Here is a 15128-nt window from a genome sequence, read left to right as displayed (position 1 = left end):
CAAACCTTTTCGGGCCTGGGATAAACCCGGAAGGCCCGACCATTGCTAGGCCTGGCGGGGCCTACGCTACAATCGGGGTAAACGTGTCTATAGAGGCATTGCATGCAAAATCCCGACATTCCGGATGTGCAGCTCGCCCCCGTTCTGCCCCGGGTGGAGCGTCCCCGGCTGCACGACACCGTCGTCGACCATCTGCGCCGGTTCATCGTCGAGGGTCTGCTCGGGCCCGGCGAGAAACTCAACGAGCGCAAGCTCTGCGAGACGCTCGGCATTTCGCGCACGCCGCTGCGCGAGGCGCTGAAGGTGCTCGAGGCGGAGGGGCTCATCGAAATCTCGCCGAACCGCGGCGCGTCGGTCGCGCAGTTCAGCGAGACGAGCGTGCGCGAAATGTTCGAGCTCATGAGCGGGCTCGAGGCGTTCTCGGGCGAGCTCGCCTGCGAGCGGATCACGGCCACCGAGGTCATGGAGATCAAGGCGCTGCACGCCGCCATGCTGATCTGCCGCGAGCGGCACGACCTCTCGGGCTACTACGCGCGCAACCAGGAAATTCACGACCGCATCAACGAGGCCGCGCGCAATCCGGCGCTGCGCCAGGTCTACGTGTCGATCAACCGGCGCCTGCAGGCGCTGCGCTTTCGCTCGAACTTCCAGACCGCGAAGTGGGACAGCGCGATCCACGAGCACGAGGAGATGATCGAGGCGCTCGAGGCGCGCGACGGCCGGCGGCTCTCGGCGATCCTGCGCCGCCACCTGATCGCCAAGCTCGAGGCGGTGCTGGCCGAACGCACCGTGACGGCGGTCGACCGGCAGGCGGTGCCGGAAGGGAAGTGAAAACCGGCTTTCCGGTTCGAAAGGCTAACGGCGTTGCAGTCGCCTGCCAGATAGTGCGCATCCCGCGAAACGCCGTGGAAGCACGCCCTGCCGATACTGTCAAATGCCCCGCTTCCGACGTGACCCGTGGAAGACCCGGGGCATCACGCCGGCGAATGATCCTTGAGCCAGTCCTTCAGGGCCGCGTTCATGCGAGTCTGCCAGCCGTCGCCGGTTGCCTTGAATGCCTCGACGACATCGGCGTCGTAACGGACGGACAGAAGAACCTTGGGGGTATCGGCACGCGGCCGACCACGCCGCTTCATGCGCGCGAATTCCTCATCGCCCGGCACGTATGTGTCAGGGTCGGCGTCTATCCCGTGCTGGATGGCCGCCTCCTCTTCTGCCGTCGGCATGACAATCGTGCGCCCGGAGCGGGTCTTGATCGTGTTCTGCATAGCGTTTCACCTCTCTCGGATTGGCCTTGCGCAGGCTGATGACATGGAACGATTCGCTCCGCTGCGTGAACACCACGCAGAAGAGCCGGGTACTAATCAGGGCGTACCCGATTTCGCGCAGTTCACCGTAGTCCTTGCGATCATCGACACCGCACCACACTTCCGGCCAGTCGATCTCCATCGCCAGTGAGAGCGAAACCCCATGCTTGGCAACGTTTGTCACATCCTTGGCCGGGTCGAATGTGATGTCCATACATTTAATTGTAGCTACAAAAATATGAAAGCAAAAGAATATTTGTAGCTACGCAATGGGAGACTCATTCCTGGCTGTCATAAGCCGCCGAAAAGGGGCGAAACTCGCCGAAACAGAGCATTTTTTTGGGAGAAAATCGCCTGAAAATCGCCTTCTTGTCGACCGGGAGTTCTGCACGTTCGACGCACAACGGAACGTCGTAATACACGTCTGATTTTAATTCTGGCTTAAGCCTCGGCCCGCATAGTCCCGCATGACTCCCTCCGGAGTCGCAGGATTGTTTCGTTGTTGAGTCGAGCAGTGATCGATCGATGGAGGTACGAATATGCGATTTCGTTCATCTATGGCCGCGGGCGCGCTGGCGCTCGTTCCGGTACTCGCACTGGCCGGGCAGGCCGACATCCAGGCCGCCGCGCAGCCGATGTTCGTCAGCATCAATGGCCAGACCGTGCCGGTGCAGGCCGAGACGCGCGTCGTCAAGACCGCGGCCGGCCCGATGAAGGTCAGCACCTGGAGCTGGCATAGCCCCAGGGGTGGCGCGAGCTTCGAGATGCAGACGAGCACGGGCGGCCTGCCGCCCGCGGACGCGCTGCGGCAGATCCGGGCTATGGAATACCAGATGCGCGCGGCGCAGGGGCAGATGCTGGCGATGCAGCAGCAAATGCAGCGCCAGATGCTGGCGCTCCAGCACGCGGCGCTCGTCGGCTCGTTCGCGCTGCCGGCGCCGCAAGACGTCGTGTTCTCGGCGCCGCTCTGGGCGATGCCGGACCCGGTCGTCGTCGTGTACCCGGTCGAGGGCGCCGCGCCCGCCTCTGCCCCGCCGGCCCGCTCGCCGGGGCTCAGGGTCTGACGCCCGCGCGCATTCGCCGGGCCCGTTTCGGGACTCCGGCAGGCCGCAAAAACAAAACCGCCGGCGTGAGCAATACGCCGGCGGTTTTTCATTTCAAGGCCCGGAAACGGAGAAAACCCCGAACCCGGCCGTCGCGTCGCGCACCGCTCAATGCTTCGGCAGATACTTCTTCGCGACCTTGCAGACGTAGGTGAATTTCGGGTTGACCATCTGCGTGCAGCGCGCCTCGGCAATCTGCCCGAGCAGCATGTAGGCCTCCGCCGCCGGAATTTTGTACTCCTCCTCGAGCCAGTAGACCATCTCCTCAAAGGCGATGCGCAGCGCGTCGTCGAGCGGGCGGGCGCAGCCCACGGTGCAGATGTGCGTCGGCGTCTCGATGCGCGGCCAGGTCATGCGCTGCGGCGCCTTCACGAGGTCGACCTTGAGCTTCAGGTGGCCGCGAATCTCGATGGCGCCCATGCCGTTGCATTCCGCGTCGCCCTGGAGCGCGTGGACGTCGCCGAAGTACAGGTACGCGCCCTCGTGGAAGACCGGGAACATCACACGGTTGCCGTTCGTGACTTCCTGAATGTCGAGGTTGCCGCCGTGCACGCCGTTGTCGACCGTCAGCGTGCCGCCCGCCACGGGCGCGACGCCGATCACGCCGACCATCGGCTTCGCCTCGAGCTTGAGCGAGTCGCTCCAGTGCACGATGCCGTCCTTCACGACCACGTTGCGGTTCTGGATGCCGAACTCCTTCTTGCGCACCCAGTCGGGGAAAATGCCGATGCCGGGCCACAGCGCCGTGTAGCCGAGGCCGTGCACGCCGACCTCGAGCACGTCGATCACCACCATGTCGCCGGGCTTCGCGCCGCGCAGCCGGATCGGGCCCGTGGCCGGATTCACGAACGGCAGCGTGACCTGGCTCGCGTCGAGCTTGTCGTTGATGTCCGTGATGAGGTGGCCGCCGATGTTCAGTTCGGTCTCCACCTCGAAGGTCTCGCCCGGCGCCACTTCGGCGATGAAGCTGTCGGTGGCGGCGAGCGCGTACTTCAGTTCGTCCTTGCGAATGATCTGATGCTGTCGGTTCAACGTGTTCATGATTGCAGTGGTTCTCGGTGGATGGCCGGTTTCCGCGGGTTCCGTTTCCCTCGACCGCGCGCGCCCGGCCGGTACGCGCGGCGCGCGCGGCCCCCGGGCGTTCAGTCGAAGCGGTGCCAGGGCATCAGGAAGCGTTCGAGCCGCCCGACGAGAAACGAGAGGAACAGCGCGAGCGCGATCGTCACGACCACGCCGGCGAAGACCTCGGGAATGATGTAAAGGCTGCCTGCCTTGAAGATGGCGTGTCCGAGCCCGTCCGAGGACGACATGAACTCGCCGAGAATCGCGCCGATCAGCGCGAAGCCCACGGTCAGCTTCAGGCCGGCGAAGATGTCGCGCAGCGAGGCCGGAATCACGAGCTTCATGAAGATCTGCCGCTTGGCGGCGCCGAGCGTGCGCATCAGGTTGATCTGGTCGTCGTCGATGCCGGTGGCGCCCTTGTAGGCGATCACGAGCGCGACCACGACGACCGAGAGCGTCGACATCGCGATCTTCGAGGGCAGCCCGGTGCCGAACCAGATGATGACGATGGGCGCGAGCGCGACGATCGGAATCGAGCCGAGCGCGACGATGAACGGCTGCATCACCTTCGAGACGAAGCGCGAATACCAGAGCGACAGGCCGAGCACGGTGCCGATCAGGTTGCCGAGCACGAAGCCGAGCAGCGTTTCCATGCCCGTGACGCCCGCGTCGTGAAAGAGGCTGCCGTCCTGCTCCATCTGCACGAGAAAGCCCCAGATCTGCGAGGGCGAGCCGAACAGGAACGCGCTGACCGCCTGCTTCGAGGTGGCGTACTGCCAGAGGCCGAGCAGCACCGCGAGCAGACCCGCCTGGCAGACGGCGACGCCGAGCTTGCCGCGCCAGTCGCGCAGCAGGCGGCGACGCCGGCGCACGTGCTGGGCCGGCGCATCCAGCGCATCGGTCGCGCCGGCTTCGCCGGCGACGAGAGTCGGATTGCGGGAATGTTTCATGTGTCTCGCTCCTTCGGTCAGCGCTCGCCCATGCGCACGTCGAGCTGCGACCAGATCTCGCGCACGAGCGAGGCAAAGCCCGGCGCGTCGCGCATGGCCATCATGTCGCCGCGCTCGCCGGGAAGATCGATTTCGTAAATGGACTTGATGCTCGAGGGCCGGTGCGTGAGCACGATCACGCGGTCGGAGAGCGAGACGGCCTCCTCCACGTCGTGCGTGATGAGCAGCACCGAGCGCCCTTCGCTTCTCACGAGCTTCGCCATGTCGCTTTCGAGCACGACCTTGGTCTGGAAGTCGAGCGCCGCGAACGGCTCGTCGAGCAGGATCACCTCGGGGTCGGTGACGAGCGTGCGCGCGAGCGCCACGCGCTGGCGCATGCCGCCCGAAAGCGCGGACGGGTAGTAGTCGTAGTACGGCGCGAGGCCCACTTTCGAGAGCATCGCGTGCGCCTTCTTCTCGCGGTGCGCACGCCCCATGCCGCTCATCTCGAGGCCGAGCGTAACGTTCGCGAGCGCGGTGCGCCACGGCATCAACATGTCCTTCTGCAGCATGTAGCCGACGCCGCGCGGCACGCCCTTCAGGCGGTTGCCGTGCCAGGACACCTCGCCGCGCGTGGGCTGCGTGAGGCCGCTCATCAGGTTCAGCAACGTGGTCTTGCCGCAGCCGGACGGCCCGACGAGGCTGACGATCTCGCCCGCCTTGAGGTCGAACGAGATGTCGCCGATGACGGGATTGGCGTCTTCCTCCTCGCCGTAGGTCTTGCCGACGCCGCGCGCGGCCAGCGGCACGGCGACGGACTGCACGCCGGCCGCGGACTGCGCGGCCGGCCCGTCGGACGTGCGCGTCCGCGCGAGGCCTGCTTCGTCCTGCATCGAAGTACCCGTCACTTCGAGGCGACCGCGGCGGTGCCGGCCAGCTTCACCGCCTTGTCGGCGAAGCTGTTGTCGATCACCGAGTCGAACGGCACCGAACCCTTCACGTTGCCGAGGTAGGTCTGCATCGCCATCAGGTTCTGCCATTGCTTCGGCTCCACGGGGATCGTCTGCGCCGGGATCTTGTACTGCAGCTCCATGTCGATCGCGCGGTTCACGACGGCGGCGGGCACGTCGGGGAACTCGGCGCGCGCGACCTGCTTCGCGTAGGCCGGATTCGAGTAGGTGAGGCGCGCGGCCTCCTCGAGCGAATCGATGAGTTCCTGCACGACTTGCGGATGCGCCTTCGCGTAGGACGGCAGCACCATCACGCCCGTGTTGCAGAACGGGCCCATGTAGCTCGAGAAGTCGAACACGACCTTCGCGCCCTGCGCCACGGCCGCGGCCACGCTCGGCTGATAGGCGACGGCCACGTCGGCGCGGCCGGCCAGCATCGCGCCGATCTCGGTGCCCGGGTTCACTTCGATGATCTTCGCGTCGGTGCCGATCTTGAGACCCGCGTCCTGCATGAGCTTCTTCGTGACGCTATAGTTGGTGTTCGGATCGGGCGAGGTCACGAAGGTCAGCCCCTTGAATTCCTTGGGGTTCGTGATCACGTGGTTCACCGTCTTCGAGACGCCGAAGTAATGCGCGCGCTGCACGAGCGTGCCGATCACGATGCCGGGGCCGCCGCGCTCGCGCGACATTTCCACCATCGTCGGGTCGCCGACCGCGAACTGCGCGGTCCCGCCGAGCACCGCCGCGAACGCCTGGGTGTCGCCGCCGGCGGCCGTCAGGTGCAGCGCGAGGCCGTGCTTCGCGAAGATGCCGGCGTGCTCGCCCACGTAGAGTTCGATGTAGCCGAGGTTATGGACGGCCTCGGAGAACTCGATCGGCTGCAGCGGCGGCGCCGCGTCGGCTACGCCGGCCGCGCCCATGGCGAAGGCGGCGAGCGCGGCACAGGCGAGGCGCGCGAGGGCCGGACGGCGGGACGTTCGACGAGCGAGAGGCGAAGTATTCATCTTTCGTGAGGCTCCATTCAGCAAGGAAGAGAAGCGGGAAAATGATTGCGCGGCGCGTACCCGTGCTCCAGCGTGAAGCCATCATAGGAACGACAAAATAGCGGCATTTGTGCAGGGACGAACTACTTCTTGTGCAGGCGCGAAAGGCGTGCGATGAATGGCACCGCCCTCCGTGACCCAGCGCCCGGCGCAAGCGCGGCGAAAGGCGTCGCGGAACGGGGCAGGCGGCGGGCCGCCGCCGTTTGTCCGGTGAGCGGCTCAGGCCGTCGTGCGCCAGCGCGGTGCACGCCTGCACCACCGGCACAAGTTCGTGCATGGCTGCCTCGAACCCGGGCATCGCGCCGGCGGCGGCTCTGCCATGCCGTTAGCCGCCGCCGGCGCACGGCTGGCGCAGAGGTTGCTTTAATCGACTGCGCCCCGACGCGCCCGGCCCTGCCGCCGGACGCGCGCAACGGGCGCAACCGGACACCGCGGACGCTTCGCGAACGCGCGTCGTCCTCATGAATTCCGGAGGGTATGTGCAGTTGTTGCGTTTCACGACGGAGTCCTACCCCGAAGCCGAACGGCCGCGCGCCTGGCGCGACGCGCTCGGCAAGCTCGGCCTGCGCACGCGCCCGCATGCCGGCGCGCACGCATTGCACGGCACGCTCCAGTCGCAGACCTCGGTAGGCGGGCTCGACCTCGGTGTGCTCGTATCGGACGCGCAGACGCTGGAACCCGACGATTCCACCGGCGACAGCCAGTGGGTCGCGCTGAACGCGGGCGGCAGCGGCGCCCTGCTCGTCGACGGGCGGCGCGAGCGCATCGCGACGCACGACCTCGTTTATCTGCCCGCGCGCGGACGGGCCTCGCTCATCTTCGAATCGGAGTTTCGCGCCGTCCTCGTGCGCGTGCCGCAGGCGGCCATCAGCGGACGCCTGCTCGCCTCGTCGTCGCTGCACGCGCTGCGCATCGACGGCAACACCGGCATGGGCCACGTGTTCGCCGGCTTCCTCGCCTCGCTGGCCGAAAGCATCGACACGCTGTCGGTCAACGAGCTGCGCTCGCTCGAACTCGCGCTGATCGAATTTCTCGCGGCCAGCCTCGCGGCCCGCCAGCGCGAGGCGCAATACAACGGCCTGAAGCCCTCGCAGTCCGCGCTGTTCTCGCGCGTGTGCCGCAGCATCGACGCGCGGCTCGGCGACCCGAACGTCAGCCTCGCGATGATCGCGGCCGAAGAACGCGTGTCGCCGCGCTATCTGCAAAAGCTCTTCGAGACGACGGGCCAGAACTTCTCCACCTATCTGCGCGTGCGCCGACTCGAACGCTGCCGCGCCGAGCTCGTCGATCCGCTCTACGAGAAAGTGTCGATCTCCGACATCTGCTTTCGCTGGGGCTTCAACGATCCCGCGCATTTCAGCCGCGTGTTCCGCGAGCAATACCAGACTTCGCCGCGCGCGTTCCGCCACGAAGCCAGCCTCGAACTCGCGCGGCATCTCGTGCGCGACATCTCGCGCGGGCTGCCGCTCAATGTCGAGAGCCTGCCGCTGAACGCGCAGACGCGCGCGCGCGCGGCGCGAGTCGCGACGGACGAAGCCGACACGGTCGTCGCCGGCCTGCCGGTCAAGGAGCAGGAACCGACGCAGCCGGACCCGCCGCCCGCGGTCCGGCGGCCCGGCCGGCCGCGCCATCATCTGCTGCGCGCCACCGCGAACACGGTGCACTGGGGCTACTTCTCGCGCGACCTGAAGCCCGTGCTCGAAGTCGACAGCGGCGACACCGTGACGATCGAGACGCTGACCCAGAACGCCTCCGACGACTGGGCGCGGATGGTGGCGGGCGACCCCGGCGCCGAAAGCGTGTTCCACTGGAGCGCCGAGCGCAAGAACGTGAACCGGCGCGGCGCGGGCCCGATGGATGCGTCGATCTACGGACGCGGCGCCGGCGAAGGCTTCGGCACCCACATCTGCACGGGCCCGATCGCGGTGCGCGGCGCCGAGCCCGGCGACGTGCTCGAAGTGCAGATTCTCGACGTGCGGCCGAGGCCCTGCGCCAATCCGCTGTTCTCGGGCCGCGTGTTCGGCAGCAACGTCGCGGCCTGGTGGGGCTTCCACTATCGCGAGCTGCTGACCGAGCCGAAGCCGCGCGAGGTCGTCACGATCTACGAGCTCGACGCCGAACTGCCCAAAGACCGGCCCGCCTACGCGCGCGCCGTCTACAACTACCGCTGGACGCCGCAGCGCGATCCGTTCGGCGTCGTGCATCCGACCATCGACTATCCGGGCGTGCCTGTCGATCCGGCCACGATCACCGAAAACCACGACGTGCTGAAGAACGTGAAGGTGCCCGTGCGCGCGCATTTCGGGCTGATCGGCGTCGCGCCGCAGCAGGACGGTCCGATCGATTCGATTCCGCCGTCCTCGTTCGGCGGCAACATCGACAACTGGCGCCTTGCGCAGGGCGCGAGCGTCTATTTGCCGATCAGCGTGCCGGGCGCGCTGTTCTCGGTCGGCGATCCGCACGCCTCGCAGGGCGATTCGGAGCTGTGCGGCACGGCCATCGAATGCTCGCTGACGGGCGACTTCAAGCTCGTACTGCACAAGCGCGCCACGCTGGAGCGCCAGCCCTTCGCCGACCTGACCTACCCGTTGCTGGAAACGGCCACCGAGTGGGTGCTGCACGGCTTCAGTTATCCGAACTATCTGGCCGAATTCGGCACCCAGGCGCAGAGCAAGGTCTACGAGAAGGCGACGCTCGACCTCGCGATGCGCGACGCGTTCATCAAGACGCGCCGTTTCCTGATGACGGCGAAAGGCCTGACGGAGGACGAGGCGATTTCGCTGATGTCGGTGGCTGTCGACTTCGGCGTGACGCAGATCGTCGACGGCAACTGGGGCGTGCATGCCATCATCCGCAAGGAACTGTTCGAACCCTGAGGAAACCGGAAACCGGCCGTTTTTTGGGGCGGCGCGACGGGTGAAGTAAAATCCGGCCCGCGCCGATCAACAACGATTCGGGCAACGCAGCAGCAAAAAACGGCTTTCGGGCGGACAACGACGTCCCCCCATCCCGGGCAAACCGGGATGGGGGGACGTTTTTTTGGGGGCCGCCCGGAGGCAGACAAAACAGGCAGTACGGTAGTTTCGGGGACCACGAAGCATGAACGAAATGAGTTTTTCGAACTGGACGATCGGCAAGCGTCTTGCGGCCGGTTTCGGGCTGGTCATCGCGCTGATGGTCATGCTGATCGCGATGATGCTCGGCCGTTTCGGCGACATCGGCCGGATCAACGACGCGATCGTGCAGCACGAGTGGGCGAAGGCGGCGGCAGCCCAGGACGTCGACGCGCTGACCCGCGCGAACGCGGCGCTCACGATGCAACTGTTCATCACGACCGACCGTGCCGCGATCGACCGCATCGATGCGACGGTCGATGCCAACAAGAGCGCGATCACCGCCGATCTCGACACGCTCGACCGGCTGGCCGACACGCCGGACGACCGGACGCTGCTCGCGCAGATACGCGCCACGCGCTCGGCCTACGTCCAGTCGTTCACGAAGGTCCAGCAACTGCTGGCGCAGGGCCAGCGCGACGCGGCCGAGGCGCTGATGAACGGCGAGACGCTCGCAACGCTCGACGCGCTCCAGCAGTCGATCCTCACGATGGTGGAGCGGCAGAACGCGCTCGTCGCGGCGGGCGGCGAACAGGCCCGCGAGAGCATCGACTCGGGCCGCCGGACAATGTTCGGGCTCGGCGGGGCCGCGCTGCTGATCGGGCTCGCCTGCGCGTGGTCCATCACCCGCTCGATCACGAGGCCGCTGAACGACGCGGTGCGTCTCGCGCAGACCGTGGCCGCGGGCGACCTCGGCGCCCGTATCGACGCGCGCGGGCACGACGAAACGGCACAACTGCTGCGCGCGCTGAGCGCCATGAACGACAGCCTGAAGCAGATCGTCGGCGAGGTACGCAGCGGCGCCGATACGATCGCGACCGCATCGCGCGAAATCGCGAACGGGAACCTCGACCTGTCGTCGCGCACCGAGGAGCAGGCCGGCTCGCTGGAGGAAACCGTCGCCTCCATGCAGGAGCTGACGAACACGGTGAAGCAGAACGCGGAGAACGCGGCCCAGGGGAACCGGCTGGCCCAGTCGGCCTCCGAAGTCGCGACGCGCGGCGGCGCGGTGATCGCGCAGGTCGTCGACGTGATGGGCGGGATCAACGCGTCGGCGGGCCGGATCGCCGAGATCGTCGGCGTGATCGAGGGCATCGCGTTCCAGACCAACATCCTCGCGCTGAACGCGGCCGTCGAGGCAGCGCGGGCCGGCGAACAGGGCAAGGGCTTCGCGGTGGTCGCCGCCGAAGTGCGCAGCCTCGCGCAGCGCTCGGCGACGGCCGCGAAGGAGATCAAGGTGATGATCGGCGAATCGGTCGATCAGGTCGAATCGGGCAGCCGGCTGGTCCGGCAGGCGGGCACGACGATGGACGAGATCGTCGCGAGCGTGCATCGCGTGGCCGGGATCATGGGCGACATCACGGCCGCGAACCACGCGCAGAGCGCGGGCATCGGACAGATCAACCAGGCGCTCGGGCAGATGGACGAGGTCACGCAGCAGAACGCGGCGCTCGTCGAGCAGGCCGCCGCCGCGGCCGATTCGCTGCAGGACCAGGCCGGCCGGCTCGTGGAGCGGGTCGGCGTGTTCCGGCTCGAGCGCGCGCCGTCGGCCGCCGGGCAGCAGCGCGTCCGGCCCGGCCTGCCGGCGCCGATGACGGCGTAGCGGTCGATGACAGCGTAGCGGTCGATGACGGATCGATGACGTAGCCGCCGGTCGTCGCGGGCTGCAATCGGCCGGCAATTGGCCGGCAATCGGCCGACAGCCGGGCAGCCCGGCCTCTGGGCAGACCGGCCGGCGCTGCGGTACCCTATCGGGACACCACTCCCGGGGATCCAGAATGAGTCTCAAACTGACCGGCGTCACCGTCGACCGCAACGCGCATCCGCATACCGTTTTCGCCGTGCTCGAAAATCCGGCCGGCGAATCCGTCAACGTCCAGATCCGGTTCGAGGCCAGCCTCAACGTCGACAGCTTCACGCTCAGCGAAATCGAGCGGCTCGCGCACGAGGAACTGAAGCGGCTCGAGGCCTGACGGCCCCTGGCGCTTCGGGCCGCGAGTCGCGCGGCCCGAAGCGCCCTCCCTTCCGGCGTGACGGCACGGCAAGCGGTACAAGCCAACGCCCGCCCCCGTCACGCGCCGCTCACGACTCCAGCGCCTTGCGGCCGCCGCCCGCGCCGGTTCCGTTCGCCGGTGGCGCGAACGGTCCGGCCGTGCCGCTTTCGAGCGCGGTGTCGTGATGCAACAGCAGCACCGCGGCCACGCCGACGAGGCCCGCGCCCGCGAGACACAGCAGCCCGGCGCCGAAGCTGCCCGTGCTGTCCTTGATCCAGCCCACCACGTACGGCCCGAAGAAGCCCGACAGATTGCCGAGCGAATTGACGGCCGCGATGCCGCCCGCCGCCGCCGCGCCCGAGAGGAACGCGGCCGGCAGCGTCCAGATGATGGGCAGGCAGCCGAAGATGCCGAAGCCCGCGATCGAGAGCGAAAGCATCTTGAGCACGGGATTGCTCAGCGCCGTCGACACGGCGATGCCGCCCGCCGCGATCAGCAGCGCGATCGCGACGTGACGCTTGCGTTCGAGCTTGCGGTCCGAATGGCGGCCCCAGTACACCATGCCGATCACGCCGACGATGTAGGGCAGCGACGTGACGAAGCCGGTCTGCAGGTTGGAAAGGCCGAAGCTCTTGACGATCTGCGGCAGGAAGAAGCTGAGCCCGTAGTTCGTGGCGTTCGCGCCGAAATAGATGAGCGCGATGGCGAGCACGCGCCGGTTCGTCAGCGCCTCGCGCACGCTGAACGCGTGCGCGGTCTCGCGCTGCGCGCGCTCGCGCGCCTGGCGCGCGACGAGCCATTCGCGCTCGTCGGGCTTGAGCCACGCGGCCTCGGCGGGCTTGTCGGTCAGATAGAACGGCACCACTACCGAGAGCACCAGCGCCGGTACCGCTTCGAGCAGATAGAGCCACTGCCAGCCGGCGAGCCCTGCGCGGCCGTCGAGCGAGAGCAGCGCGCCGGACACGGGCCCGCCGATCACGGTCGAAAGCGGAATGGCCGCCATGAAGTAGCCGACCACGCGCCCGCGATAGGCGGCCGGAAACCAGAGCGTCAGCAGGAAGATGATGCCGGGGAAGAAGCCCGCTTCGGCGAGGCCGAGCAGAATGCGCAGGCCGTAGAACACGTGCGCGGACGAGATGCCCGTGTAGCGCGAGAGGTCGGGAATGAACGCCATCGCGCCGGCGACGATGCCCCACGTGAACATGATCCGCGCGATCCAGCGCCGCGCGCCGAATTTGTCGAGCAGCAGGTTCGACGGCACCTCGAAGAAGAAGTACGCGATGAAGAAGATTCCCGCGCCGAAGCCGAACGCGCCGGCCGAGAGCCCGAGCGCATGGTTCATCTGCAACGCGGCGAAGCCGACGTTGACGCGGTCCAGGTACGCGATGAAGTAGCAAAAAATCAGGAACGGAACAAGCCGCGCGGTCACGCGCGCCATTGCGCGCGTTTCAGTCTCCATGCCATCCATGCCTTTGTCTCCTTTCGAATCGGGTTGCGAGGCAGCCCTCGCCGATTCCTGTTTGTGCTGTGGGTGCAGTACTGCAGATACAAGCCTAGTCGCTGAACGACGCCCCGTGGGCGCGCGCAATGCCAGGCTAAACCCGAATCTGTCTTGTCTGCGCCTCTGTCGGCACCCCTGTCCGGGCCGATGCGAAATGAGGAGAAACGACGAAAAACATCGGGCAATCGCGGACTTTCCGGGCGGAGCCAGCGGCGTGCCCGGCTGCGTTGGCCGGCGGCCAGGAAGCCTGTATTTCCCGACGGGTTTGCGGCTTTTTTCGACTGGCTTGCGCGCGCGAACGCGCTTCAGGCGCGCTCGATGCGTCGCACCAACCGGCTCGTTCTTTTTTTGCAGCCGTCTATCGAGACCGGACGCGCATGGCGCACGTCCGCGTTATCGGCGCCCGGCAGTCGCGTTCGCATCGCCCGGGTTCGTCGGGCTTGCCGGCGTCGATTCGCCCGCCCACGCCGTTTCCACTCGCTCGTCCAGACGCGAAAGCGTCCAGACGAGCAGCGCGACCGCGAGCGCGAAGCCGCCGGCCACGTCGAGCGCGGCGGAGAAGCCCGCCGCGAAGCTCGCCCGCGCGGCGGCGGCCAGCGCGGGCCGCGCCGACGCGGCCATCGACGACACCGCCCGCGCCGTATCGCCGGCCAGCACGCTCGACAGAAACCGCGCGTCGAGCAGCGCCGCCGGCAACCGGCCCGCCGCCGCGGCCGCGGTCAGGCCGGCATGCGTCTGCGCGGCGAGCACCGCGCCCAGCACGCCCACCGAGGTCACGATGGCGGTGAACCGCGTCGTCGTGCTGATGCCCGAGGCCATGCCCATCCGGTGCGCGGGCACGCAGGCCATGATGGCCTTCTGCGTGTCGCCGTTGAGCACGCCGGCGCCGATGCCCGTCACGACGAGACCGAGCGCGACCACGGCATAGCGCGCCTCGCCCGCCGCCAGCGCCGTCGCCAGATTGCCCGCGCCGATGAGCGCGAGGCCGAGCGTCAGCACCGCATGGCCCGGCAGACGCGCCGAACAAATCGAGCCCACGTAAGGCCCGACGACCATCGCGATCGCGAACGGCAGCATGCCGAGGCCCGCCGCGATCGCGGTAAAGCCGAATGCGTTCTGCAGATAGAGCGGCAGAAAGGTCATCATGACCTGCGCGCACGAGGCATAGCCGAACATCGCCAGCACGGCGGCGACGAAGCGGGGCCGCCTGAACAGCGCGAGGTCGATCATCGGATGGGACCCGAGTCGGGCCTTGACCCGCTCGACGGCGACGAAGCCCGCCACGAGCAGCGCGCAACCGGCGAAGCGCAGCAGCGTCGGCGCGCTCGTCCAGCCGGCCGCCGGCGCGCCGATGAGCGCCCAGATGCCGAGCGCGAGCCCGCCGCCGAACAAAACGCTGCCGGCGACGTCGATCGGCCCCGCGTGCGGGTTGCGCGAGTCGCCGATGCCGATGCTCACGCAGACGGCCAGCACGGCGCACACGGGCAGGTTCAGCAGGAAGATGCCGCGCCAGCCGATCCACTGCGTGATCGCCCCGCCGACGAGCGGCGCGGCCGTCGTGGCGAGCCCCATGCACGTGCCCCAGAACGCCCAGGCCTTCACGCGCTCCGGTCCCGCCTGGAACGTGTGGGCAATCACGGCCAGCGCCGAGGTCAGGAACAGCGCCGCGCCGAAGCCCTTGACGGCCCGCGCGAGATTCAGCGCCGCGATCGACGGCGCGAGCCCGCAGCCGAGCGAGGCGAGCGCGAACACGGCGAGGCCGATCAGCAGCGTGCGCTTGCGGCCGACGCGGTCGGCCAGCCCGCCCGCCGCGAGCAGGCTCGACGCGAACGCGACCATGTAGGCGCTGACCACCCACTCGACGCTCGCGAAGCTCGCATGGAACGAGCGCGCGATGGCGGGCAGCGAGACGGCGACCACGTTCGTGTCGAGCACGACGAGCGCGCAGGCCGCCGAGGCGGTCAGCAGCACGAAGCGCGGCGAGCGGGCGTGCGCCGCGCAGCCGGGCAGCGCGCCGGAAGCAGAAGCAGCGATAGCAGCGGAGGAATTGGAGGAAAGGGCGCGGGCTTCGCCCGGAGCGTTCGACATGGGCATCGGTCGGCAAGCGATGAAGACGCCCGATGTTA

The 15128-nt window shown here is 67.8% G+C and carries 12 protein-coding genes and 1 pseudogene; 5 read left to right on the top strand and 8 right to left on the bottom strand.

Annotated features, from left to right (window positions below; translation table 11 throughout):
- The first annotated feature begins 102 nt into the window (after window positions 1-102).
- A complete protein-coding gene (locus tag CY652_RS08165) occupies window positions 103-831 on the top strand; it encodes a GntR family transcriptional regulator (protein ID WP_102130212.1) in 729 nt (242 codons plus the stop codon).
- Between the two features lie 143 nt (window positions 832-974).
- Here the strand turns inward: CY652_RS08165 and CY652_RS08160 are convergent, their stop codons facing one another.
- Window positions 975-1226, bottom strand: a complete 252-nt coding sequence (locus CY652_RS08160) for a BrnA antitoxin family protein (RefSeq protein ID WP_102130211.1) — start codon at window positions 1224-1226, stop codon at window positions 975-977.
- Window positions 1227-1260: 34 nt separating this feature from the next.
- Window positions 1261-1521: pseudogene (locus CY652_RS08155) on the bottom strand (BrnT family toxin); the annotation flags it as partial.
- 325 nt (window positions 1522-1846) lie between these two features.
- On the opposite strand from CY652_RS08155, the gene CY652_RS08150 reads away from it, so the two are divergent.
- Window positions 1847-2371: a hypothetical protein gene (locus CY652_RS08150; RefSeq protein WP_102130209.1), complete on the top strand. Its 525-nt coding sequence runs from the start codon at window positions 1847-1849 to the stop codon at window positions 2369-2371.
- A gap of 147 nt (window positions 2372-2518) precedes the next feature.
- Here the strand turns inward: CY652_RS08150 and CY652_RS08145 are convergent, their stop codons facing one another.
- The 4 genes from CY652_RS08145 to CY652_RS08130 form a co-directional block, all read right to left on the bottom strand.
- Window positions 2519-3451 (bottom strand): acetamidase/formamidase family protein, encoded by a 933-nt coding sequence (locus CY652_RS08145; protein WP_102130208.1) that lies wholly within the window; start codon window positions 3449-3451, stop codon window positions 2519-2521.
- 101 nt (window positions 3452-3552) lie between these two features.
- The gene (locus tag CY652_RS08140; RefSeq protein WP_102130207.1) at window positions 3553-4422 is read right to left on the bottom strand and encodes an ABC transporter permease; all 870 of its coding nucleotides are present in this window, start codon (window positions 4420-4422) and stop codon (window positions 3553-3555) included.
- Between the two features lie 17 nt (window positions 4423-4439).
- Window positions 4440-5294 (bottom strand): ABC transporter ATP-binding protein, encoded by an 855-nt coding sequence (locus CY652_RS08135; RefSeq protein ID WP_102130206.1) that lies wholly within the window; start codon window positions 5292-5294, stop codon window positions 4440-4442.
- 11 nt (window positions 5295-5305) lie between these two features.
- Window positions 5306-6355, bottom strand: a complete 1050-nt coding sequence (locus tag CY652_RS08130; RefSeq protein ID WP_102130205.1) for an ABC transporter substrate-binding protein — start codon at window positions 6353-6355, stop codon at window positions 5306-5308.
- A gap of 518 nt (window positions 6356-6873) precedes the next feature.
- Here CY652_RS08130 and CY652_RS08125 point away from each other — a divergent pair.
- From CY652_RS08125 to CY652_RS08115, 3 genes are all read left to right on the top strand, one after another.
- On the top strand, window positions 6874-9270 hold the full coding sequence (locus CY652_RS08125) for an acetamidase/formamidase family protein (protein WP_102130316.1): 2397 nt from the start codon (window positions 6874-6876) through the stop codon (window positions 9268-9270).
- Between the two features lie 223 nt (window positions 9271-9493).
- Window positions 9494-11110 (top strand): methyl-accepting chemotaxis protein, encoded by a 1617-nt coding sequence (locus tag CY652_RS08120; RefSeq protein ID WP_308410378.1) that lies wholly within the window; start codon window positions 9494-9496, stop codon window positions 11108-11110.
- A gap of 175 nt (window positions 11111-11285) precedes the next feature.
- Window positions 11286-11480, top strand: a complete 195-nt coding sequence (locus CY652_RS08115; RefSeq protein WP_102130204.1) for a hypothetical protein — start codon at window positions 11286-11288, stop codon at window positions 11478-11480.
- A gap of 109 nt (window positions 11481-11589) precedes the next feature.
- On the opposite strand, the gene CY652_RS08110 is transcribed toward CY652_RS08115, so the two are convergent.
- Window positions 11590-12960 (bottom strand): MFS transporter, encoded by a 1371-nt coding sequence (locus CY652_RS08110; RefSeq protein ID WP_102130203.1) that lies wholly within the window; start codon window positions 12958-12960, stop codon window positions 11590-11592.
- Between the two features lie 435 nt (window positions 12961-13395).
- On the bottom strand, window positions 13396-15096 hold the full coding sequence (locus tag CY652_RS08105) for an MFS transporter (protein ID WP_102130202.1): 1701 nt from the start codon (window positions 15094-15096) through the stop codon (window positions 13396-13398).
- Window positions 15097-15128: the final 32 nt, after the last annotated feature.

The sequence above is a fragment of the Burkholderia sp. WAC0059 genome, from assembly GCF_002870125.1.
Classification (GTDB): domain Bacteria; phylum Pseudomonadota; class Gammaproteobacteria; order Burkholderiales; family Burkholderiaceae; genus Paraburkholderia.
Note: the sequence above shows the minus strand (reverse complement) of the source record. Positions and strands in the feature narration are given on the sequence as shown.

Bases quoted from the DNA above. Each gene is read 5' to 3' on its own strand.
- CY652_RS08165 (WP_102130212.1), top strand. From the start codon at position 103: ATGCAAAATCCCGACATTCCGGATGTGCAGCTCGCCCCCGTTCTGCCC.
- CY652_RS08160 (WP_102130211.1), bottom strand. From the start codon at position 1,226: ATGCCGACGGCAGAAGAGGAGGCGGCCATCCAGCACGGGATAGACGCC.
- CY652_RS08150 (WP_102130209.1), top strand. From the start codon at position 1,847: ATGCGATTTCGTTCATCTATGGCCGCGGGCGCGCTGGCGCTCGTTCCG.
- CY652_RS08145 (WP_102130208.1), bottom strand. From the start codon at position 3,451: ATGAACACGTTGAACCGACAGCATCAGATCATTCGCAAGGACGAACTG.
- CY652_RS08140 (WP_102130207.1), bottom strand. From the start codon at position 4,422: ATGAAACATTCCCGCAATCCGACTCTCGTCGCCGGCGAAGCCGGCGCG.
- CY652_RS08135 (WP_102130206.1), bottom strand. From the start codon at position 5,294: ATGCAGGACGAAGCAGGCCTCGCGCGGACGCGCACGTCCGACGGGCCG.
- CY652_RS08130 (WP_102130205.1), bottom strand. From the start codon at position 6,355: ATGAATACTTCGCCTCTCGCTCGTCGAACGTCCCGCCGTCCGGCCCTC.
- CY652_RS08120 (WP_308410378.1), top strand. From the start codon at position 9,494: ATGAACGAAATGAGTTTTTCGAACTGGACGATCGGCAAGCGTCTTGCG.
- CY652_RS08115 (WP_102130204.1), top strand. From the start codon at position 11,286: ATGAGTCTCAAACTGACCGGCGTCACCGTCGACCGCAACGCGCATCCG.
- CY652_RS08110 (WP_102130203.1), bottom strand. From the start codon at position 12,960: ATGGAGACTGAAACGCGCGCAATGGCGCGCGTGACCGCGCGGCTTGTT.
- CY652_RS08105 (WP_102130202.1), bottom strand. From the start codon at position 15,096: ATGCCCATGTCGAACGCTCCGGGCGAAGCCCGCGCCCTTTCCTCCAAT.